Genomic DNA, 20,942 nt, shown 5'->3' with positions numbered 1-20,942 from the left:
GGCGGTCAGACGGCGACCCGGAGGGCGGCCGTGTAGCCGGACGGGAGGCTTCCGGTGACGGTGGCCAGCTGGAGCGAGACCCCGTCCCTGAAGACCATGTCGGTGCTCAGGGACACCCGGGAGAAGTTGGCGATGCTCCCGTCGTAGCCCGCGGAGTCGTAGACCGTGTCGCACACGTCCTCGGGCAGGGCCAGCTGCGAGGTCTTCAGGATGCTCCCCGCCGAGGTGGCCTCCTGAAGGCTCGGGTAGATCTCGAAATGGACGTGCGGCCAGCGGCCCGCATAACAGGCCGGGAAAATGCTCGTGAAGGAGACCGTGCCGTTCTCGTCGGTCTCCTGGACGCCGCGCAGATAGTTTTCGTTCGCCGCCCCCGGCGAATACAGCGAGTAGTTTCCGAGCCGGTCGCAGTGCCAGACGTAGACCGCGGCGCCGGACAGCGGGGTGCCGCAGTCGTCCGCCGCCTCGACGACCGTGAGCTCGATCGTCAGCGGCACGCCGTCCGCCACGCCGCTCGCGGTGCCGAAGCTGGGGCGGATGTCCTGGCGCACGATGCCGCTCTGCGTCAGGACGTTGGGCCCGTTCGAGCCGTCGGCCGGATAGGGGCCCTCGGTCTCGCTCGGCACCTCGGCGCAGGCGGCCGCCGCGGCCTCGGCCGGCGTGGCGCCCTGGGCCTGGTTCACGGAGGCGACCAGCGGAAGCACGCTGCCGCCGGCGAGCAGGGTGATCATCTTGCGGCGGGCGAGCGTCGGCAGGTCGTAACCGAGTCCCCTGTCGTGCTCTTCTGTGTGGTCGTGCACCTGAGACCTCCTGTGGTATCGGGCAGTGGCCCCATCACAGGGAACGTCTGTGAGTCCTTCCTGAGAAACGAGTAATTATTGTTTCAATTCTCCGGGGCGGCGCCCTTCCCCGCCGTTCCGGATTCGGCTTTCTTCGCCACATGTCCCGCCGCCCGGGTAATTTCCCCAAAACCCCGAAATAGCGTGCCGCCCGGCGGTGAGATGACAGGAATCGCCGGGGGAAGGGCGGGGGAAGTGGCCGTTCGACAGGGAATTCATGGGGGCGGCGTGCGGATGCCGGGGCGCGGGTGCCTGCCGGTCCCGCCGCGGCGCGACGGGACCGGCAGGCGCCGGAAGCTCAGAACTCGTCGTCGAACGCCACGTTGCCCTCGACCGCCACCTGGTAGGCGGAGGGGCGGCGCTCGAAGAAGTTCGTCAGCTCCTGCACGTTCTGCAACTCCATGAAGGCGAACGGGTTCCGCGCGCCGTAGACCGGCCGCAGGCCGAGGCGGATCAGGCGCTGGTCGGCGACGCACTCCAGGTACTCGCGCATCGACTCGGTGTTCATGCCGGGCAGCCCCTCGCCGCACAGGTCGCGCGCGAACTGCAGCTCCGCGGCCACCGCCTCCTTGAGCATGGCCGTCACCTCGCGCTCCATCTCCGCGTCGAAGAGGTCCGGCTCCTCCTCGCGGACGGTGTCCACCACGTGGAAGGCGAAGTCCATGTGGCAACTCTCGTCGCGGAAGACCCAGTTGGTGCCGGTGGCCAGGCCGTGCAGCAGGCCGCGGGAGCGGAACCAGTAGACGTAGGCGAAGGCGCCGTAGAAGAACAGGCCCTCGATGCAGGCGGCGAAGCAGATCAGGTTGAGCAGGAAACGCCGCCGGTCCGCCTTCGACTCCAGGCGGGTGAGGTCCTCCACCGAGTCCATCCACCGGAAGCAGAAGTTCGCCTTCTCCCGGATGGAGGGGATGTTCTCGACCGCGGCGAAGGCGGCCACCCGCTCCTCGTGATCGGGCAGGTAGGTGTCGAGCAGCGTCAGGTAGAACTGGACGTGCACGGCCTCCTCGAAGAGCTGCCTGGAGAGGTAGAGGCGCGCCTCGGGGGAGTTGATGTGCTTGTAGAGGGTCAGCACCAGGTTGTTCGCCACGATCGAGTCGCCGGTGGCGAAGAAGGCGACCAGGCGGCCGATGAGGTGCTGCTCGCCCGGGGAGAGCCTGGCCAGGTCGGCGACGTCCGAGTGGAGGTCGACCTCCTCCACGGTCCAGGTGTTCTTGATCGCGTCCCGGTAGCGCTCGTAGAAGCCGGGGTAGCGCATCGGGCGCAGGGTCAGCTCGAAGCCGGGGTCGAGCAGGTTCCGCTCCGCCGGGGCGGGCGGGGCGTCCGCGGCGTCCGGGGTGCCGGGCGTGTGCGGCGCGGGGGAATCGGCGGTGGTGGTCACTGGCAGGCCTCGCAGGACTCGGGGTTTTCCAGGGAGCAGGCGACGGCCTGCTCGGGGAAGGCGGCCGCCTCGGCGGCGGGGGAACCGGCGGGGGGAACGCCGGTGGGAACTCCGGTGGGAACGCCGTCGGGAACGCCGCCTGCGGGGGAGGCGCCGGCGGGCCGGGCCGTGGCGGCCGTGGCGGCGCCGGCGGCCTGGGCGATCCTGGTCGCCGGGCGCGAGCGCAGGTAGTACGTGGTCTTCAGGCCGCTCTTCCAGGCGTAGGCGTACATCGAGCTGAGCTTGCCGATGGTCGGCGCGGCCATGAACAGGTTGAGCGACTGGCTCTGGTCCAGGTACGGGGTGCGGGCGGCGGCCATGTCGATCAGCGCGCGCTGCGGCAGCTCCCAGGCCGTGCGGTACAGCTCCCGCAGCCGCGGCGGCAGCCCGGGCAGCCGCGCCACCGAGCCGTTCGCCTCGCGCAGCGCGGCGCGGGTGGCCTCGTGCCACCGGCCGAGCCGCTTCAACTCGGCCACCAGGTAGGAGTTGACCTGGAGGAACTCCCCGCTGAGCGTCTCGCGCTTGAACAGGTTGGACACCTGCGGCTCGATGCACTCGTACACCCCGGCGATCGAGGCGATGGTGGCGGTGGGCGCGATGGCGAGCAGCAGGGCGTTGCGCAGCCCCGAGGCGGCCACCCGGGTGCGCAGGGCCTGCCACCGCTCGGGCCAGGCCGGGTGGGCGTCCGGATAGTGGTCGGGGTGCAGCACGCCGCGCGCGGTGCGGGTGTCGGCCCAGCCGGGGTGCGGCCCGTGCCGTTCGGCGAGGGCGGCCGAGGTCTCGTAGGCGGCGAGCATGATCCGCTCGGCGATCCGGGTGGACAGCTCGCGGGCCTCGGCGGAGTCGAAGGGCAGGCCCAGCCGGAAGAAGACGTCCTGCAGGCCCATCACCCCGAGCGCCACCGGGCGCCAGCGGGAGTTGGAGGTCTTCGCCTGGGGGGTGGGGTAGTAGTTGCGGTCGACGACCCGGTCCAGGAAGGTGACGGCCGTGTGCACCGTGGCGTCCAGCCGCTCCCAGTCCATCCGGCCGTCGGCGCCGAGGTGGGCCGCCAGGTTGACGGACCCGAGGTTGCAGACCGCGGTCTCCCCGTCGTCGGTGACCTCCAGGATCTCCGTGCAGAGGTTGGAGGAGTGGACGACGGAGCCGGGCCGCGCGGTCTGGTTGGCCGTGCGGTTGGCGGTGTCCTTGAACGTCATCCAGCCGTTGCCCGTCTGCGCCAGGGTGCGCATCATGCGGGCGTAGAGCTGCCGCGCCGGCACGGATCTGACCGCGAGGCCGGCCGCCTCCGCGCGGCGGTAGGCGGCGTCGAACTCCTCGCCCCACAGGTCGGTCAGCTCCGGCACGTCGGAGGGGGAGAACAGCGACCAGTCGGCGTCGGCCTCGACGCGGCGCATGAACTCGTCCGGAATCCAGTGGGCGAGGTTCAGGTTGTGCGTGCGGCGGGCGTCCTCCCCGGTGTTGTCCCGCAGTTCGAGGAACTCCTCCAGGTCGGCGTGCCAGGTCTCCAGGTAGACGCAGGCCGCGCCCTTGCGCCTGCCGCCCTGGTTCACCGCGGCGACCGAGGAGTCGAGCGTGCGCAGGAACGGCACGATGCCGTTGGACGTGCCGTTGGTGCCGCGGATCAGGGAGCCGCGGGAGCGCACCCGCGTGTAGGGGATGCCGATCCCGCCGGCGTGCTTGGAGAGCCGGGCGACCTGGTGGTAGCGCTCGTAGATCGAGTCGAGCTCGTCCCGGGGCGAGTCCAGCAGGAAGCAGGAGGACATCTGGGGGTGGCTGGTGCCCGAGTTGAACAGGGTGGGGGAGGAGGGCAGGTAGGCCAGGCTGCTCAGGAGCCGGTAGAACCCGGTGACTTCGGCCACGGCCTCCGCGGACTCGTCGGCGGCCAGGCCGCAGGCGACGCGCAGCAGGAAGTGCTGGGGCGTCTCGATCAGCCGGCGGGTGGTCGGGTGGCGCAGCGCGTACCTGGTCTCGACGGTACGCAGCCCGAAGTACTCGAAACGGTCGTCCGCGCCCGCGGCCACCGTCTCCTCGGCCAGCCGGTCGAGGCGCGCCGCGTGCCGGGCCACGAAACCGGCGGTGCGGGCGGAGATCAGGCCCTCGCGGTGGCCGACGGCGATCGAGGCGGAGAAGGAGACGGCGCCCTGGCCCGCGGCCTCTTCCCGGATCGCGAGGGTGAGCAGCCGGGCGGCGAGCCGGGAGTAGGCGGGCTCCTCGGCGATGAGCCCGGCCGCGGCCTCCACGGCCAGGGCCCGGGCCTCGGCCGCGTCCGCCTCGGGGCGCAGCCCGCGGCGCACGGCGGCCAGGACGCGCTCCGCCTCGGTGTCGGGCAGGTCCGCGGCGAGCGCGGCGAGCGTGCGCGCGAGCCCGGCTGTGACGGGCTCCGCGGGTGCTTCGGGTGCGATGGTCACTGGGTGCTCTCCCTCGTATCGCGGTGGCCCCCTGGTGGCGCAAGGCGGCAGCGGGGCGCGCAGGCATGCGTGTGGTAAGGCAAAGGCATGCCGCGGCGTCCGCCGGCCCAGCCCACGGGGCCCGGACGTGTGTCGACGCCGCCGAGGGCGGTCGGACTCGTCCCGGGCGGGAGGAGGCGGCGGGGACGGACGGCGAACCGGCCCTCCGCGCCGCCTCAAAGCAGCCCGGAACACACCGTTGCGGGACAGTTCCGGATTCGCACCGGATTCCCCTGCGGCGACAGCGGGATGAGCATACATCTAGTGCCGGGGAACGCGCGCGCCCCTATATGTTGTGTTCCGGCTCGGGGTCGGCTGCGAACTCGTGCGCGAACGCGTGAAGCATGAGGCCCGGGACCGGCTCCCAGTCGCGCTCCGGGGCCCGAACGAAGCCGAGCCGCCGGTACAGCCGATGGGCCGTGTGCATCTGCAACTGACTGGAAAGAAGCACGCGCTTTCTGCCGAGGGCGCGCGCCCGCCGCAGGCACTCGCGGACCAGCGCCTCGCCCACCCCGCGGCCCCGCGCCTCGGGGCGCACGGCCAGCATCCGGAACTCGGCCTCCCCCTCGCCCGACACCTCGGCCAGCTTCCCGCCGCGCCCCACGAAGGTCACGGTGCCCAGCGGCCCGGCGGCCGGGTCGGCGGGGTCGAGGGCCACCAGCACCTCGGCGTGGGCCGCCCGCCCGGCCGCGTCCCGCAGGTGGGACAGATACGGGTCGTCCGCGCCTTCGGCCAGCAGCCCGTCGGCGAGGTACACCTCGGCGGTCAGCTCGCCCACCGCCGCCAGTTCTTGCGGTTCGGCCCGCCTGATCGATACGTCCATGGCCCCCAGTCTGGGCCAGGCCACCGACAGCGCCCATCCCCCGCACGGCGGACGGGAGGCCGGTCAGCGCCGGCGCAGCACCCAGAAGCCGTCCTCGGCGGCGAGCAGTTCCCAGGCGGTGCCCGGGTAGAGCGCGGCGGCGTGCGCGAGCAGGCCCGAGGTGGTCTGCGCCGCGTCGTAGTAGGCCACATAGTCGGGGTGGCCGGGATAGCCGGGCCCCGCCGTGGTGTCGCCGATCCAGAACACCCGGCAGCGGCCGGTGAGATGGGCGATGGGGCGCACGTTGGCCGCGACCCGGGCGCCGTCGGGCACGGCGGCGAGCACCCGGTCGCCGGCGGCGGCGGCCTGGCCCGCCCGGTAGGTGTCCGCGTGCGTGAGGCCGGCGACGGGCAGGGTGGTGCTCAGGGCGAGGGCCGCGGCCAGCACGGCGAGGGGCAGGTGGCGGGCGTAGCCGCGCAGCCAGGGGCGCGGCGAACGCAGGCCGCGGGGAAGGGCGTCCACCAGGGCGAGGAAGACCACGGGCATCAGGACGGCGCTGTAGTGCCAGTCGGTGCCCCAGTAGTGCGGGTCGTCGCCCAGAAAGCGCCAGGCCAGGGTGGGGAGGGCGAGCAGCGGCAGCGGGGAGCGCAGCGCGAGCAGGCCGGTGGTGGGCAGCAGCACCCACGCGAGGGTGCGCAGCTTCTGGTCGGCGGCGGCGAAGGCGACGGAGGCCATGGTGTGCAGCGGCCCGCCCTCGTGGCTCACCTTCGACCAGTAGTCGTAGTGCCCGGAGGTGTTGAACGCCGGTATCAGCACCGCGGTGATCAGCGCGCAGGCCAGCACGGCGCCCGCGGCCACGGCCAGGGCGGCGGCCGCGGCCCGCCGGGCGCCGAGGCGGGCGGCCCGGGCGGCGACGAGGAGGGCGAGTGCGGCCAGGGTCAGGCCGAGGTCCTCCTTGACCAGCAGCAGGGGCAGTCCCCAGCACAGGGCCGCCCACCAGCGCTCGCGCAGCAGCGCCTCCAGCGCGAAGGCCAGCAGCGGCACGGCGAAACATATCTCGTGGAAGTCGAAGTCCACCGCCCGCTGCACTCCCCAGGACAGCCCGTAGGCGGCGCCGATCGCGGCGCCCTGCGCCCGCCCGAGGAACAGGCCGGCGCAGCGCGTGACGGGCACCACCGAGACGGCGAACAGCGCGGCCTGGACGACGAGCAGCGTGACGGGGCTGGGGAACAGCCGGTAGAGCGGGGCGATCAGCGCGGTGACCGGGCTGAAGTGGTCGCCGAGCGCCCGGTATCCCGGCCCCTTCAGGTCGGCGACGGGGGCGCGCAGGTGCGCGTAGGAGCGCACGACCTGCTCGAATATCCCCAGGTCCCAGGAGAGGTTGCCGTAGGCGCGGTACCTGGTCACCGAGAGCGCCACGTAGACCAGGAAGAAGCCGGCGGCGAGCGCGTAGGCGTCGCCGCGGGGCATGCGGGCCCACCGCGGCGGCGCGGGGCCGGGCGGCGGCGAGGCGGCCGGTCGGTGGCCGAGCGGGAGGGCGTCGGTGGTCGGCAGGGGCATCGGTGTACAGCCGGGTCCGGGGAAGGGGCGTGGGACGGCGGCTACCCGGGTCCCTCCCCGTCCGGACGCGCCACCCGGCCGAAAAGTTCCCCTCTGCGCCGGGCGCCGCTGGCCGAAGAGCGGACAAGAGCCCTCAAAGGCGCGCCAAAGGTACCCGGGAGGCATCCGAAAGGCATCCCGGAGGGCACCCGAAAGGCATCCCGGGGGCGGGCGTTGCCGCCCCGCGAGCGCCGGGGGCGGCGTGCGCGGCGGCGTGCGGAGGGCGGCGGCGACCTGGCGGGGCGCCGCCGCCCCCGGCCTCAGCAGCAGCCGCCGCCCGGCCCGTTGCGCGGGTCGGCGTACCGGCGCTCGACGCGTTCCCGCTCGAACTCCCGGCGGCTCGCGACCGGCGCGGCCGGGTCCGCGCCCCTCGCCCTCGCCACGTAGCGCGCGTAGGCGTTCTCGCCGGTGAGTTCCGTGAGGTACCACCACAGCCAGGCCGCCGCCCGGCGCGGCGCGGCGGCCAGCGCGCCCGCCCGGCTCATTCGCGGGCCTCCACCCGCTCCGCGCCGCGGGACTGCTCCGGGATGCCGCCGCCCGGGCCGAGGCCCGCGGCGGCGAGTTCCTCGCGCTCCTGCCTGGTCGGGATCAGCCCGGCCGGCGCGATCAGCCGCGACGCGACGTACGGGGCCTCCGACAGCCGCGCGGTCTCCGGGTGCCGCACCGCCTTGACGCACACCCGGAGCGCGTCGGCGAACACGACGAGGACGAGCAGGGCCAGCAGCGCGGACACGGCCGCGTCCACCGTGGCGTTGGTGACGATGGTGTGCATGTCGTCCATGTCCTTGGCGGCGCCGATCAGCTGCCCGGAGTCGATGCCGTCCTGGTACTTGTCGCGCTGGGCGAGGAAGCCGACCGCGGGGTCGCCGGAGAACACCTTCTGCCAGCTGGCCGTCAGCGTGACGACCGAGACCCACACCAGCGGCACGAAGGTCACCCAGGCGTAGCGCAGCCGCCCCGACTTCACCAGCAGCACCGTGCACACCGCGAGCGCGATGGCGCCGAGCAGCTGGTTGGAGATGCCGAAGACGGGATACAGCGTGTTGATCCCGCCCAGCGGGTCGTGCACGCCGACCCACAGCAGATAGCCCCAGAGCGCGACCACGATGCCGCTGGTCAGCAGGACGCCCGGGACCCAGCTCGTGGAACGCAGGCGGTCGAGCCGCGGGTGGAGGCCGGCCAGGGCGTCCTGCAGGATGAAGCGGCCGACCCTGGTCCCGGCGTCTATCGCGGTCAGGATGAACAGGGCCTCGAACATGATGGCGAAGTGGTACCAGTAGGCGGCCATCGTGTCCCCGCCGACGAAGTCGGTGAGGATCGTGGAGAGGCCGAGCGCCAGCGTCGGGGCGCCGCCGGTGCGCGAGAGCAGCGAGGACTCCTGCACCGCGTGGGCGGCCGAGGTGAGCTGGTCGGGGGTGAGCGTGAAGCCCCAGGAGGTGATGGTGTCCGAGGCGGCCTGCACCGTGTCGCCGATGACGGCGGGCGGGGCGTTCATCGCGAAGTAGACGCCGGGGTCGAGGATGCAGGCGGCGGTGATCGCCATCATCGCCACCGAGGACTCCATCAGCATGGCCCCGTAGCCGATGGTGCGCACCTGGGTCTCCTTCTGGATCATCTTCGGCGTGGTGCCCGAGGAGATCAGCGAGTGGAAGCCGGAGAGCGCTCCGCAGGCGATGGTGATGAAGACGAACGGGAAGAGGGAGCCGGCGAAGACGGGCCCGTCGCCGCGCGAGGCGAAGTCGGTGACGTCCTCCATCTTCAGCGTGGGCAGCGTCAGGACGAGCGCCAGCGCGAGCAGCACGATGGTGCCGATCTTCATGAAGGTCGACAGATAGTCCCGCGGCACCAGCAGCAGCCACACGGGCGCGACCGAGGCGGCGAAGCCGTAGATGATCAGCCAGGTCACCAGCGTGCCCGGGGCCAGGGTGAACGCGTCCGCGAGCCCGGAGTTGGCGATCCAGCGCCCGGAGGCGATGGCGAGCAGCAGCAGGGCGACGCCGATCACGGTGACCTCGGCGACCCGGCCCGGCCGCAGATAGCGCAGGTAGACGCCCATGAACAGGGCGATGGGGATGGTCAGTCCGACGGACCAGGTGCCCCAGGGGGACTCGGCCAGCGCGTTGACGACGACCAGCGCGAGCACCGCCAGAATGATGATCATGATGACGAAGATCGCCACGACCGCGGCGATGCCGCCGACGAGCCCGATCTCCTCGCGCGCGATCTGCCCCAGGCTCTTGCCGTCCCGCCTGGTGGAGAAGAACAGCACCACCATGTCCTGCACGGCCCCGGCGAAGATGACGCCGACGATGATCCAGATCGTGCCGGGCAGGTAGCCCATCTGGGCCGCGAGCACCGGGCCGACCAGGGGGCCGGCGCCCGAGATGCCGGCGAAGTGGTGGCCGAGCAGCACCCGGCGGTCGGTCGGGTGGTAGTCGAGGCCGTCGGCCATGCGCTCGGCCGGGGTGGCTCTCGTCTTGTCGGCTCTCAGCACCCTGGTGGTGATGAAGCGGGCGTAGAACCGGTAACCGATGGCGTACGAGCCCAGCGCGGCGGCCACCATCCAGGCGGCCGAGACCTCCTCGCCCCTGGAGAGCGCCAGCATGGCCCAGCCGATGGCGCCCACGAGCGCGACGCCCGTCCAGACGGCGACGGTGCGGGGTCCTGCCTGTCGTACCTGCTGCATGACGTGCACGGGGTGTCCTCCCGCCGGTCATCATTGACTGACGGGCGGGAATCTAGGCCAGTCGGGCCAGGAAAACCATGGGACGGGCGCATCCCGCCCGGGCGATTCCGCGCGCCCGGGCGGCTGGGCCTGGCCCGCTCAGCCGGTGGGGCGCGGCCGCTCCAGGTTGGCGACGAACTTGTACCGGTCGCCGCGGTACACCGACCTCACCCACTCCACCGGCTCGCCTTCGGCGTCCCTGGAGTGCCGGGACAGCATCAGCATGGGCAGCCCGACGTCCGTGCCGAGCAGCGCGGCCTCCCGGGGCGTGGCAAGCGAGGTCTCGATGGTCTCCTCGGCGCGGGCCAGGTGGATGTCGTAGACCTCGGCGAGCGCCGTGTACAGCGAGGTGTAGCGCACCAGGCTGCGGCGCAGGGCGGGGAACCGCTCCTGCGAGAGGTGGGTGGTCTCTATCGCCATCGGCTCGCCGCTGGCCAGCCGCAGCCGCTCGATGCGCAGCACCCGGCCGCCGCGCGGCAGGCCGAGCAGCTCGCCGAGCCGCTCGTCGGCGTTGATGTAGCCGATCTCCAGGAGCTGGGAGGTCGGTTCGAGGCCCTGGGCGCGCATGTCCTCGGTGTACGAGGTGAGTTGCAGCGCCTGGGAGACCTTCGGCTTGGCGACGAAGGTGCCCTTGCCCTGGATGCGCTCCAGGCGGCCCTCCACGACCAGCTCCTGGAGCGCCTGGCGCACGGTGGTGCGCGAGGTGTCGAACTCCGTGGCGAGCGACCGTTCGGGCGGCACCGGGGTGCCGGGCGGCAGGGTCTCGGTCATCTGCTGGAGATGCCGTTTGAGGCGGTAGTACTTCGGGACTCTCGCGGTGCGGGTCCGGTCGGCGCCCTCGGCTCCCGTGGTGCTCTGGCCGCCGGGCCCACCTCCGTCCCTCGCCATCGATGGCCTTCCCGAATCGTTCTGCTGTGCCGTCACCGGCTCCTCCGAGACATCGCGGTTCACATCGTGACACGCCCCTGAGCGCACGGGCTCCCCCGGGCAGATGTCGGTCCGGTAACGGACGGCTTCGGCCGCTCGTGGACCCTTGACACCCCCCTTGGTCTAGTCCAAGCTCCCGGCAACTGGTCTACACCTCTTGTCTACACCATTAACAGGTACCGGAGGGAGCGTGACGTGAGGCACAAGCTGGTCGCCGCCGTGGGGGCGGCAGCCATGACGGTGGCCCTGGCCGCCTGCGGCGACGACGGCAGCGGCGGTGGGGGCGGCGGTAGCTCCGACTCGATCACCGTCTGGCTGATGGACGGCTCGGCGCCCGACTCGTGGGTGAGCGAGCTCAACACGGCGTTCGAGGAGAAGTACGGCGTCACGGTCAACGTCGAGACGCAGCAGTGGGACGGCATCCAGGACCGGATCACCACGGCACTGTCCGAGGACGGGACCGTGGACGTGCTGGAGATCGGCAACACCCAGACCGTCGGCTACGCCAACACCGGCGGCCTCGCCGACCTCGGCGAGTTCGCCGACGAGCCCTGGTCCGAGAACATGCTCGACTCCGCCAGGGTGGACGGCACCCTCTACGCCCTTCCCTGGTACGGCGCCAACCGCGTGGTCGTCTACGACAAGAGCATCTGGGCCGACGCCGGCGCCGAGGTGCCCACCACGCGCGAGGAATGGATCGACGCGCTGGAGAAGATCGACGAGAACACCGACGCCGAGCCCATCTACCTGCCGGGCCAGAGCTACTACGTGCTGGGCGGCTTCATCGCCGACGAGGGCGGCAGCTTCGCCGTCCAGGACGGCGACAGCTGGGAGGGCGCGCTCGACACCCCGGCCGGGCAGGCCGGGATGGACTTCTACCGGCAGCTGCAGTCCTTCTCCAACTCGCCCACCGACAACGACGAGGCATCCCCGCAGCAGTCGACCGAGGTGGTGCCGGCCGGCGACGTCGCCTCCTGGATCGGACTCGGCTGGGAGGCCGCCGGGGCCACCGCCGCGATCGAGGAGCAGGGCGGCGAGGCCGACTTCGGGTACTTCCCGATCCCGGGCAAGACCGCGGACGAACTCGGCCACGTCTTCCTCGGCGGCTCGAACCTCGCCGTCTCGGAACGCGCCGGCAACCGCGAGATGGCCATGAACTGGCTGCGGATGGCGACCTCCCAGGAGTGGGCGCAGAAGTACGTCGACGCCAACGAGGGCGGGGTCGTGCCCAACCGCACCGACGTCACCGCCGAGCCCGCGCCCGGCACCTTCGCCGAGGCGATGGTCCAGTCCGCCGACGTCGGCTTCCTGCCGCCGCTCACCCCGGGCTGGGCGAACGTCGAGACCGAGCCCAACCCCATAAAGGAGTTCATGACCCGAGCGCTGGACGGCGACGACTTCTCCGCGGCCGCCGGCGACGCCGACTCGGAGATCACCACCAGGATCAATCGCGAATAGCCCGCGCCACCAGGGTGCCGGCGGCCGGGCGCGGTCGCCGGCACCCCCTTCTCCTTGCGAGGGAAGTTCCGCATGACCGTTGACATCGAGGAAGCACCATCCCGCCCGCCCGGCCCCCTCGCCGGCGGCCCGCGCGCCCGCCGCGGGCGGCGGCTGCCCACGGGCTGGGTGCCCTACCTGCTGATCGCGCCCGCGGTGGTCGCCCTGCTCGCGGTGCTCGGCTACGCGCTGGTGCGCAACCTCCTCATCTCCTTCCAGGAGTTCGGCCGCCGTCAGCTCATCTCGCGCACCACCGAGTGGACCGGCCTCGACAACTACCGCGAGGTGCTCGAGAACGACAGGTTCTGGGACTCGCTGGTACGCACCTTCGTCTTCATGGCCGTCAACGTGGTGCTGATCATGGTCATCGGCACGCTGATCGGCCTGCTCCTCAACCAGCTGGGCCGCGCCATGCGGCTGGTCCTCTCCATCAGCCTGGTCGCCGCCTGGGCCATGCCCGTCACCGTCAGCACCACCGTCTTCAGCTGGCTGTTCGACACCCAGTTCGGCGTGGCGAACTGGGTGATGCGCCATCTCGGCTTCTCCGGCTACGAACAGCACAACTGGTTCGGCAGCGGCCTGTCCACCCTGACCATCGCCACCCTGCTGATCGTCTGGGGATCGGTGCCCTTCGTCGCGCTGAACCTCTACGCCGGACTGACCACCATCGGCGGCGAGATCTACGAGGCGGCGAGGATGGACGGCGCGAACGCCTGGCGCATCTTCTGGTCCATCGTGGCCCCGATCATGCGGCCGTTCTTCCTCATCACGAGCTTCCTGGAGATCATCTGGGTCTTCAAGGCGTTCGTCCAGATCTACGCGCTCAACGGCGGCGGCCCCGACCGCGAGTCGGAGACCCTGCCAGTCATGGCCTACATCGAGGGCATGGGCCAGAACCAGTACGGCACCGGAGCCGCCATCTCCGTGCTGACGCTGGTGATACTGCTGGTCGCGATGTCCTTCTACTTCCGGCTCATCCTCCGCCAGGAGCGCGAGGAGGGGCTGCCGACGCAGACGGCCACGGCGCCGGTGAGGAGCGGGGCGTGAACGCACGGAAGACCTGGCTGAACCTGGTGGCGCTCGCCCTCTCCGCGGCGTTCCTCTTCCCCGTCTACTGGATGTTCGCCACCTCCTTCAAGAGCGACTCGCAGGTCCTGACGCGGGACCCGGTGTTCTTCTTCACACCGACCTTCGAGCACTACTCCACCGCCACCGGCGTGAACCTGTTCTGGACCTACGTCCGCAACAGCCTGGTGGTGACGGTCGGCGCCGTGCTCCTCGCGCTCGCCGTCGCCCTGTGCGCGGCCTTCGCACTCGCCCGGATGCGCTTCCGCGGGCGCCGGGGAATGCTGCTCGCGGTGATGATGGCCCAGATGGCGCCCTGGGAGATCCTCATCATCGTCGTCTACCTCAACGCCCGCGACCTGTCGATGCTCAACAGCATCGGCACCCTGGTCCTCGTCTACTTCGTGATGGCCCTGCCCTTCAGCATCTGGACGTTGCGCGGCTTCATCGCCGCGGTCCCCAAGGAGCTGGAGGAGTCCGCGATGATCGACGGCTGCAACCGGGGGCAGGCGTTCTTCCGCGTCATCTTCCCGCTGCTCGGCCCGGGACTCATGGCCACCTCGCTGTTCGGCTTCATCCTGGCGTGGAACGAATACGCCATGGTGCTCGTGCTGAACAAGGCCCCCGACGCGGCGACCCTGCCGCTGTGGATCACGCAGTTCCAGACCAACTTCGGCAACGACTGGGGCGCCACCATGGCCGCCTCCTCCATGTTCACCGTTCCCGTCCTCCTCGTCTTCCTCGTTCTCCAGCGACGGGTCACCGGCGGCCTGGCCGCGGGTGCCGTGAAGGGATAGCGCTCAGCCATGACGACAGCGGTACGCGACTCCGACACCCTGACCCGGGACGCGCTGGCCGTCCTGCAGCCCACCTTCGCCGGAACCACCACCGCCCCCGCCTGGCTGCTGCGGCAGCTGGAGAACGGCATGACAGGCGTCGGCCTCTTCGGCCGCAACGTCGTCTCCCCCGAGCAGGTCGCCGGCCTCACCGCCCGGCTGCGCGAGACGAACCCCGACGTCCTGGTGGCCGTGGACGAGGAAGGCGGCGACGTCACCCGCCTGGAGGTGCACGGCGGCTCCTCCTTCCCCGGCAACCTCGCCCTCGGCGCCGTCGACGACCCCGCCCTCACCCGCAGGGTCGCCGCTGAGGTCGGCCGCCGGCTGGCCGCCTGCGGCGTCACCGTCAACTGGGCGCCCTCCGCCGACGTCAACTCCGACCCCGGCAACCCCGTCATCGGCGTCCGCTCCTTCGGCGACGACCCGGAACTCGTCGCCCGGCACACCGCCGCCTACGTCGAGGGACTCCAGGGCGCGGCCGTCGCCGCCTGCGTCAAGCACTTCCCCGGGCACGGCAACACCAGCGTCGACTCCCACCTGGCCCTGCCCAGGATCGACGTCGACCTGGACACCCTCCACCACCGCGAGCTGGTCCCCTTCCGGGCCGCCATAGCGGCGGGCACCCGCTGCGTGATGAGCGCGCACATCCTGCTGCCCGCCCTCGACCCCGCGCGCCCCGGCACCCTCAGCCCCACCGTCCTGGGCGGCCTGCTCCGGGCCCCCGTCGCCGAGGGCGGCCTCGGCTTCGACGGCCTCGTCTACTCCGACGCCATCGAGATGCGCGCCATCGCCGGCACCTACGGCCTCGACCAGGGCTGCGTGCTCGCCGTCGCGGCCGGAGCCGACGCCGTCTGCATCGGCGGCACCCCCTCGGACGAGGCCGAGGTGCTCCGGCTGCGCGACGCCCTCGTCCACGCCGTGCGCGCGGGCGAACTCCCCGAAGAGCGGCTGCACGAGGCCGCCGAACGCGTCCGCGCCCTCGGCCGCTGGACGACCGCGGCCCGCGTCGCCGCCACCGACGGCCCCCCCGACACCGGCATCGGCCGCGAGGCGGCCCGCCGCGCCCTGCGCCTGACCACGCCGCCCGGCGCCGCACCCTTCCGGCCGCTGACCAGCCCGCCGTACGTCGCCGCGTTCACCCCGGTCGCCAACAACGCGGCCGGTGAGCACGTCCCCTGGGGCGTGGGCCCGGAACTCGCCCGCCTGCTGCCCGGCACCCGCACCGGCCGCCACACCCGCGAGGACGCCGAACGCGCCGGAACCGAGGGGCTGACCGCCGAGCTGCTGGCGGCGGCCGGGGAGCGCCCGGTGGTCGCCGTGGTCCGCGACGTGCACCGGCACCCCTGGATGGCCGAGGCACTCGGCGCCCTCCTCGCCGCGAGGCCCGACACCGTCGTGGTGGAGATGGGCGTCCCGCACGCGCCGCCCGCGGGGGCCCTGCACCTCGCCACCCACGGCGCCGCCCGGGTCTGCGGGGAGGCCGCCGCCGAGGCGATCGCCGGCCGCGTCCCCTCGGCCGACGGGCCCGGCGCGGGGGAGGAGGGGCGATGAGCGCCGGGCACCCGGGGCAGCTGATGGCCGCCGAGATGGCCGAACAGCCCGCCGTGCTGCGCCGCATCCTGACCGAGGGCGCCGGCCCCATCCGCGAGGTGGCCGAGCACATCGCGGCCAGGGGACCCCGGTTCGTGCTGCTGACCGGCCGCGGCACCTCGGACAACGCCGCGCTGTACGCCAAGTACCTGCTGGAAATCCTGCTGGGCAAGCCCTGTGGCCTCACCTCCATGTCCACCACCACGGCCTACGCGGCCAAGCCCGACCTCACCGACTGCCTGGTGATCGCCGTCAGCCAGTCCGGCGGCTCGCCCGACCTGGTCTCCTCCACCGTCTCGGCCCGCGAGGCGGGCGCGGTCACCCTCGCCGTGACCAACAACCCCGAGTCCCCGCTGGCGGGTGCCGCAGAGTTCCACATCGACGTGCTCGCCGGACCGGAGCGCGCCCTGCCCGCCACGAAGACCTACACCGCCGAACTGCTGGCGCTGTACCTGCTCGTCGAGAGCCTGCGCGGCGGCGACGGCGTGGCCGCCGCCGCGGCCCTGCCGGAACTCGCCGAGCGGATCATCGACCGGCAGGAGGAGGTCCGCCGCCTCGCCGGCCGCTACCGCTTCGCCGAGCGCATGGTCCTCACCTCGCGCGGCTACGGCTACCCGACCGCGAGGGAGGCCGCGCTGAAGCTGATGGAGACCAGCTACATCCCGGCGCTCGCCTACTCGGGCGCCGACCTGCTGCACGGCCCGCTCGCCATGGTCGACAACGTCTCCCCCGTGATCGCGATCGTCACCGAGGGCCGGGGCGGGCAGGCCCTCCAGGCGGTGCTCGACCGGCTGCGCGACCGGGGCGCCGACCTGGTCGTCGTCGGACCCCAGGGCCAGGTCGACGCCGCGTCGGCCGGCTTCGCGCTGCCGACGGCCGGGGTCCCGGAGGAACTGCAGCCGATCCTGGAGATCCTGCCGCTGCAGCGCCTCGCCTACGAGGTGACCCTGGCCCGCGGGCAGGACCCCGACGCGCCCCGGGCCCTCGCCAAGGTCACCGAGACCCGCTGACCCGGGCGGGCCGCGGTCCCACCCGCGGCCCACCCGGCCCACGGCGGCTCACCACGGCCCACGGCCGGGCGCGGTGGGTCACAGCAGGACGCCGCCGGCGGCGTCTATCCACTGCCCGGTGACCCAGCGGCTGTCCTCGGAGGCAAGGAACCCGACGACGTCGGCCACGTCCTCGGGCATGCCCACCCGGCCCAGCGGCGAGGACTGCGCCGCGGCGGCCCGCGCCTGCGGGTCGGCGCGCAGCCAGTCGGCGTTCATGTCCGTGTCGATGGCGCCGGGGGCCACCGCGTTGACCGTGATGCCGCGGGGACCGAGCTCCTTGGCGAGCGTGGCGGTGAAGGCGTCGATGGCGGCCTTCGTCATCGTGTACGCCACCAGCTGGGGCATCGCGCCGGGCGCGTGGGTGAGGGCCGTCGACACGTTGACGATCCGGCCGCCGTCCCGCAGCCGGGCCACCCCCTGCTGGACCAGGAAGAAGGGGGCCCGCACGTTGACCGCGAAGACGCGGTCGAAGGCCGCCTGCGCCGTGCCGGCCAGGCCCTGCCTGCCGTCGTCGATCCCCGCGTTGTTCACCAGGATGTCGACGCCCGAGCCGCCCGAGCGCTCGTCGAAGGCCGCCCACAGCGCCTCGGCGTCACCCGGCTCCCCGAGCGTGGCCTGAACGGGGAAGGCGCTGCCCCCGGCCGCCTCGATCGCGGCCACCGTCTCCTTGGCCGCCGTCTCGTTCCCCCCGAAGTGGACCGCGACGCGGGCGCCGTCGCGGCCGAGCCGCTCCGCGATCGCCCGGCCGATGCCCCTGCTGGCGCCCGTCACCAGTGCCGTCTTGCCCCTGAGCGCGCTCATGCCGCCCCGCCCTCTCTTCCACAAGATTTATCTAGCGGTCACTACAGAAATACCCTAGCACACCTTCTGTAGTAGTCACTACACAAAGCTAGAATGGGAGACATGGCGACGAAACGGCGCGGGCGGCCGCGGTCCTTCGACCGCTCAAGCGCCCTGGAGCGGGCCGTCATGGTCTTCTGGGAGCACGGCTACGAGGCCACCTCCGTCGCCGAGCTCACCCGTGCGATGGGCATCGGCGCCCCGAGCCTGTACGCGGCCTTCGGGGACAAGAGGACGCTCTTCGAGGAGGCCGTCGCCGACTACATCGAGAAGTACGGCGGATTCATCGACCGCGCGATGGCGGAGGAGCCGACGGCCAGGGAGGCCGTGAGCCGCGCGCTGCGCGAGGCCGCCGTGGAGTACACGCGGCCCGACCGCCCCCACGGCTGCCTGGTCCTCTCCGCGGCGAACAACTACTCGGAGTCCTCTGAGGAGGTCGCCGCCGGGCTGCGCCGGCGGCGCGCGGCCAACCTGCGTGCGTTCGAGAGCCGTATACACGCCGACGTGGTGGCCGGCCGGCTCCCCGAGAGCGTGGACGCCGCCTCGCTGGCGAGGTTCTACGCCGCGGTCATGCAGGGGATGAGCCAGCAGTCGCGGGACGGGGCCGGCCGCACCGAGCTTGAGGCGATCGCCGAGGCGGCCCTCGGGGTCTGGCCCGGCTGAGCGCGCACCTCCGCCGCCCGCCGGCCCGGCGCACGGCGGAGGGCCGCCGCGGACCGTCGCGGACCTCCGCGGACCGCCTTCGAAGGCGGCCGGCCGCAAAGGAGCCCTCCCGAAGGGCCGCAAAAAGGGCCGTGCAGGGCGGAGGCAAGGGCGAGTCAGGGGAGGAGAAGCGCCGCGGAAGGGCCACCGGAAGCGGTACGGCAGGGCCGTGGCCGGGGAGGAAGGCCGCCGCAGGGCCAGAAAAGCACCCACGGGCCGCGGCGCCGGGCAGGGACCCTCAACCCTCTCGGCACCGCAGCCCGGAGCGACTACCGGCCCAGGACGCCGTCAGGGCAGAAAGCGCCGGGCCGCGCTCTGCCCTCCTGTGCGGGGAGGACAGAAGACCTACGGTGAACGTGCAGCCATTGTGAACCGCCCGCCGGTCGCGTGTCCATGCTCTGAAGGGACTTCCTGGTCATCGCACCATCATTCGTCGAGTTCCCGGAGGCGGAAAGAGGGCAGCCAGGGGCGCGTGCGGGCGTTCGGCCGCCGCCCAGAGCGCGGACGCGCCCCGCTGTAGGCTCGCCGATGTGCCTTCCATGAACGACCTCGTCCGCCAGCACACCGACCTCGAGGAGGGCGACCTCGAGTGGCTTCACCTGCTGGTCTCCGAGTGGCAGCTGCTTTCCGACCTGTCCTTCGCCGACCTGGTCCTGTGGCTGCCCACCAGGGACGGCACCCGCTACGTCTCGGTGGCCCAGATGCGGCCCAACACCGGCCCCACCTCCTACCAGGACGACATGGTCGGCCACCTGGTGCCGCGCGGCCGGCGCCCGCTGCTCGACGTGGCCCTCGACGAGGGCCGCATCGTCCGTGAGGGCGACCCCGAGTGGCGCGAGGAGGTGCCGGTGCGGGTGGAGTCGATCCCGGTCAGGCGCGAGGGCCGGGTGCTCGGCGTCATCGCCCGCAACACGAACCTCCTGACCGTCCGCACCCCCAGCCGCCTCGAACTCACCTACCTGCAGAGCGCCGCCGACCTGGCCCAGATGATCGCCGGCGGCGCCTTCCCCTTCCCCGGGCAGCAGGTCGGGATGGACCGCGCCCCGCGCGTCGGCGACGGCTTCATCAGGCTGGACGCCGACGGCGTCGTGCAGTACGCGAGCCCCAACGCGCTCTCCGCCTACCACCGGCTCGGCCTGGCCACCGACCTGGTGGGCATTCCGCTCGGCCCGACGACGGCCGAACTCGCCCCCACGCGCGGCCCGGTCGACGAGTCCCTGGTCAAGCTCGCCAGCGGCTGGGCGCCGCGGGAGGCGGAGATCGAGGGCAACGACTGCGTGATCCAGCTGCGGGCGATCCCGCTCAAGCCCAAGGGCGAGCGCATCGGTTCGCTGATCCTGCTCCGCGACGTGACCGAACTGCGGCGCCGGGAACGCGAGTTGATGACAAAGGACGCCACCATCCGGGAAATTCACCACCGGGTGAAGAACAATCTCCAGACCGTGGCCGCCCTGTTGCGCCTGCAGTCCCGGCGCATCGGCGCGACCGGGGACAGCCGGGCGCGCGCCGCCCTCGACGAGGCCGTGCGCCGGGTCGGCTCGATCGCCATCGTGCACGAGACGCTGTCGCAGAACCTGGACGAGCGCGTGGAGTTCGACGAGATCGCCGACCGCGTGATCGGCATGGTGGCCGAACTCTCCCCGGACGGCCGGGTGTCCGCGCGCCGCGTCGGGCGCTTCGGAATCCTGGAGGCCGAGACGGCGACGCCCCTGTCGATGGTGCTGACCGAGATCCTCCAGAACGCCCTCGAGCACGGCTTCGGCCCCGGCGAACGGGGCACGATCGAGGTCGGCGCCACCCGCACCGAGGGCAGGCGGGAGGCGAGCCGGCTGCTGGTGACCGTGCAGGACAACGGCCGTGGCCTGCCCGAGTCCTTCGACCCGCGCAGCGACGGGAACCTCGGCCTCCAGATCGTGCGTGCCCTCGTGGAGGGCGAACTCGGCGGCAGGTTCGACATGGTGCGCCTGGGGGAGGGCACGCCGGACGGCGCGGGCGCGGCCGAGGCCGCGGGCGCGGCGGTGGAGGGGAGCGGCCACGGAGCCCCGGGCGCGGAGCGGGGCGGCGGCACCCGGGTGATCCTCGACCTGCCCCTGGACAAGCACAAGAACCCGGCCGGGCGGAACACGCCGGCGGCCGGGCGCGGTACCGGGAAACGCGAGAGCCCCGTCCCGTAGTGACGTGGTCCACGGGACGGGGCTCGGATGCTCAGTCGCGGTGTGCGCTCCCGTTCTGTGACGGGCTGCTGCGCGTGCTGCGGCTCGGGGCAGCAAGTGACGGGTGGGCGGCCGTCGGACGAGACCGCCGCTGGGTCAGGCGGTGGCCTTGCGCGCCCGGTTACGGGCGGCGCGACGCTTCATGGCGCGGCGCTCGTCCTCGCTCATCCCGCCCCAGACGCCGGAGTCCTGGCCGGACTCGAGCGCCCACTGCAGGCACTGCTCCATGACGGGGCAGCGGCGGCAGACGGCCTTGGCTTCCTCGATCTGCAGCAGCGCAGGACCGGTGTTGCCGATGGGGAAGAAGAGCTCGGGGTCTTCCTCGCGGCAAACGGCGCTGTGACGCCAGTCCATGTCTGCTCCATCTCCTGCACGTGACAGTTACATCGCTTGT

17 protein-coding genes are annotated in these 20,942 nt (G+C 72.5%); 7 read left to right on the top strand and 10 right to left on the bottom strand.

The features are described 5' to 3' along the window. Positions 1–5: 5 nt before the first annotated feature. The 8 genes from D7294_RS18840 to D7294_RS18805 all read right to left on the bottom strand — a co-directional run bounded on the left by D7294_RS18840 (position 6) and on the right by D7294_RS18805 (position 10,714). Positions 6–797 carry an intradiol ring-cleavage dioxygenase gene (locus D7294_RS18840; RefSeq protein WP_241562464.1) on the bottom strand — a complete coding sequence of 264 codons (792 nt, stop codon included), beginning with the start codon at positions 795–797 and terminating at the stop codon, positions 6–8. Between the two features lie 337 nt (positions 798–1,134). Further along, positions 1,135–2,091 (bottom strand): ribonucleotide-diphosphate reductase subunit beta, encoded by a 957-nt coding sequence (locus D7294_RS18835; protein ID WP_120681335.1) that lies wholly within the window; start codon positions 2,089–2,091, stop codon positions 1,135–1,137. 119 nt (positions 2,092–2,210) lie between these two features. Beyond that, a complete protein-coding gene (locus D7294_RS18830) occupies positions 2,211–4,661 on the bottom strand; it encodes a ribonucleoside-diphosphate reductase subunit alpha (RefSeq protein ID WP_120681237.1) in 2,451 nt (816 codons plus the stop codon). Positions 4,662–4,986: 325 nt separating this feature from the next. Next, positions 4,987–5,523, bottom strand: a complete 537-nt coding sequence (locus D7294_RS18825) for a GNAT family N-acetyltransferase (protein ID WP_120681333.1) — start codon at positions 5,521–5,523, stop codon at positions 4,987–4,989. 63 nt (positions 5,524–5,586) lie between these two features. Further along, positions 5,587–6,972, bottom strand: coding sequence for a DUF2079 domain-containing protein (locus D7294_RS18820; protein ID WP_241562463.1), 1,386 nt, complete (start codon positions 6,970–6,972; stop codon positions 5,587–5,589). Between the two features lie 389 nt (positions 6,973–7,361). Continuing rightward, on the bottom strand, positions 7,362–7,586 hold the full coding sequence (locus tag D7294_RS18815) for a CstA-like transporter-associated (seleno)protein (RefSeq protein ID WP_120681233.1): 225 nt from the start codon (positions 7,584–7,586) through the stop codon (positions 7,362–7,364). Further along, complete coding sequence (locus D7294_RS18810) at positions 7,583–9,787, bottom strand: carbon starvation CstA family protein (protein ID WP_120681331.1); 2,205 nt, start codon at positions 9,785–9,787, stop codon at positions 7,583–7,585. The genes D7294_RS18815 and D7294_RS18810 overlap by 4 nt, the downstream gene beginning before the upstream one ends. A 138-nt stretch (positions 9,788–9,925) precedes the next feature. Further along, a complete protein-coding gene (locus D7294_RS18805) occupies positions 9,926–10,714 on the bottom strand; it encodes a GntR family transcriptional regulator (protein WP_120681231.1) in 789 nt (262 codons plus the stop codon). A 234-nt stretch (positions 10,715–10,948) separates the two neighbouring features. On the opposite strand from D7294_RS18805, the gene D7294_RS18800 reads away from it, so the two are divergent. From D7294_RS18800 to D7294_RS18780, 5 genes are all read left to right on the top strand, one after another. Beyond that, positions 10,949–12,211, top strand: a complete 1,263-nt coding sequence (locus D7294_RS18800) for an extracellular solute-binding protein (RefSeq protein WP_120681229.1) — start codon at positions 10,949–10,951, stop codon at positions 12,209–12,211. Between the two features lie 72 nt (positions 12,212–12,283). Then, positions 12,284–13,297 (top strand): carbohydrate ABC transporter permease, encoded by a 1,014-nt coding sequence (locus tag D7294_RS18795; protein WP_120681227.1) that lies wholly within the window; start codon positions 12,284–12,286, stop codon positions 13,295–13,297. Further along, positions 13,294–14,112 (top strand): carbohydrate ABC transporter permease, encoded by an 819-nt coding sequence (locus tag D7294_RS18790; protein ID WP_241562462.1) that lies wholly within the window; start codon positions 13,294–13,296, stop codon positions 14,110–14,112. Before D7294_RS18795 ends, D7294_RS18790 begins: the two co-directional genes overlap by 4 nt. Positions 14,113–14,121: 9 nt before the next feature. Further along, a complete protein-coding gene (locus D7294_RS18785) occupies positions 14,122–15,702 on the top strand; it encodes a glycoside hydrolase family 3 protein (protein ID WP_120681225.1) in 1,581 nt (526 codons plus the stop codon). After that, positions 15,699–16,751 (top strand): SIS domain-containing protein, encoded by a 1,053-nt coding sequence (locus D7294_RS18780; RefSeq protein WP_120681223.1) that lies wholly within the window; start codon positions 15,699–15,701, stop codon positions 16,749–16,751. The genes D7294_RS18785 and D7294_RS18780 overlap by 4 nt, the downstream gene beginning before the upstream one ends. Positions 16,752–16,829: 78 nt before the next feature. On the opposite strand, the gene D7294_RS18775 is transcribed toward D7294_RS18780, so the two are convergent. Next, complete coding sequence (locus tag D7294_RS18775) at positions 16,830–17,594, bottom strand: SDR family oxidoreductase (protein ID WP_120681221.1); 765 nt, start codon at positions 17,592–17,594, stop codon at positions 16,830–16,832. A gap of 102 nt (positions 17,595–17,696) precedes the next feature. Between D7294_RS18775 and D7294_RS18770 the strand changes: the two genes are divergently transcribed. After that, positions 17,697–18,296, top strand: a complete 600-nt coding sequence (locus tag D7294_RS18770) for a TetR/AcrR family transcriptional regulator (protein WP_120681219.1) — start codon at positions 17,697–17,699, stop codon at positions 18,294–18,296. Positions 18,297–18,865: 569 nt separating this feature from the next. Then, positions 18,866–20,509 carry a PAS domain-containing sensor histidine kinase gene (locus tag D7294_RS18765; protein WP_241562461.1) on the top strand — a complete coding sequence of 548 codons (1,644 nt, stop codon included), beginning with the start codon at positions 18,866–18,868 and terminating at the stop codon, positions 20,507–20,509. A 135-nt stretch (positions 20,510–20,644) separates the two neighbouring features. Here D7294_RS18765 and D7294_RS18760 read toward each other — a convergent pair whose 3' ends face one another. Further along, positions 20,645–20,902: a WhiB family transcriptional regulator gene (locus D7294_RS18760; protein ID WP_062206726.1), complete on the bottom strand. Its 258-nt coding sequence runs from the start codon at positions 20,900–20,902 to the stop codon at positions 20,645–20,647. Positions 20,903–20,942: the final 40 nt, after the last annotated feature.

The sequence above is a fragment of the Streptomyces hoynatensis genome (assembly GCF_003626535.1).
Classification (GTDB): Bacteria; Actinomycetota; Actinomycetes; order Streptomycetales; family Streptomycetaceae; genus Streptomyces; species Streptomyces hoynatensis.
This window is presented reverse-complemented; position numbering and strand designations above follow the sequence as displayed.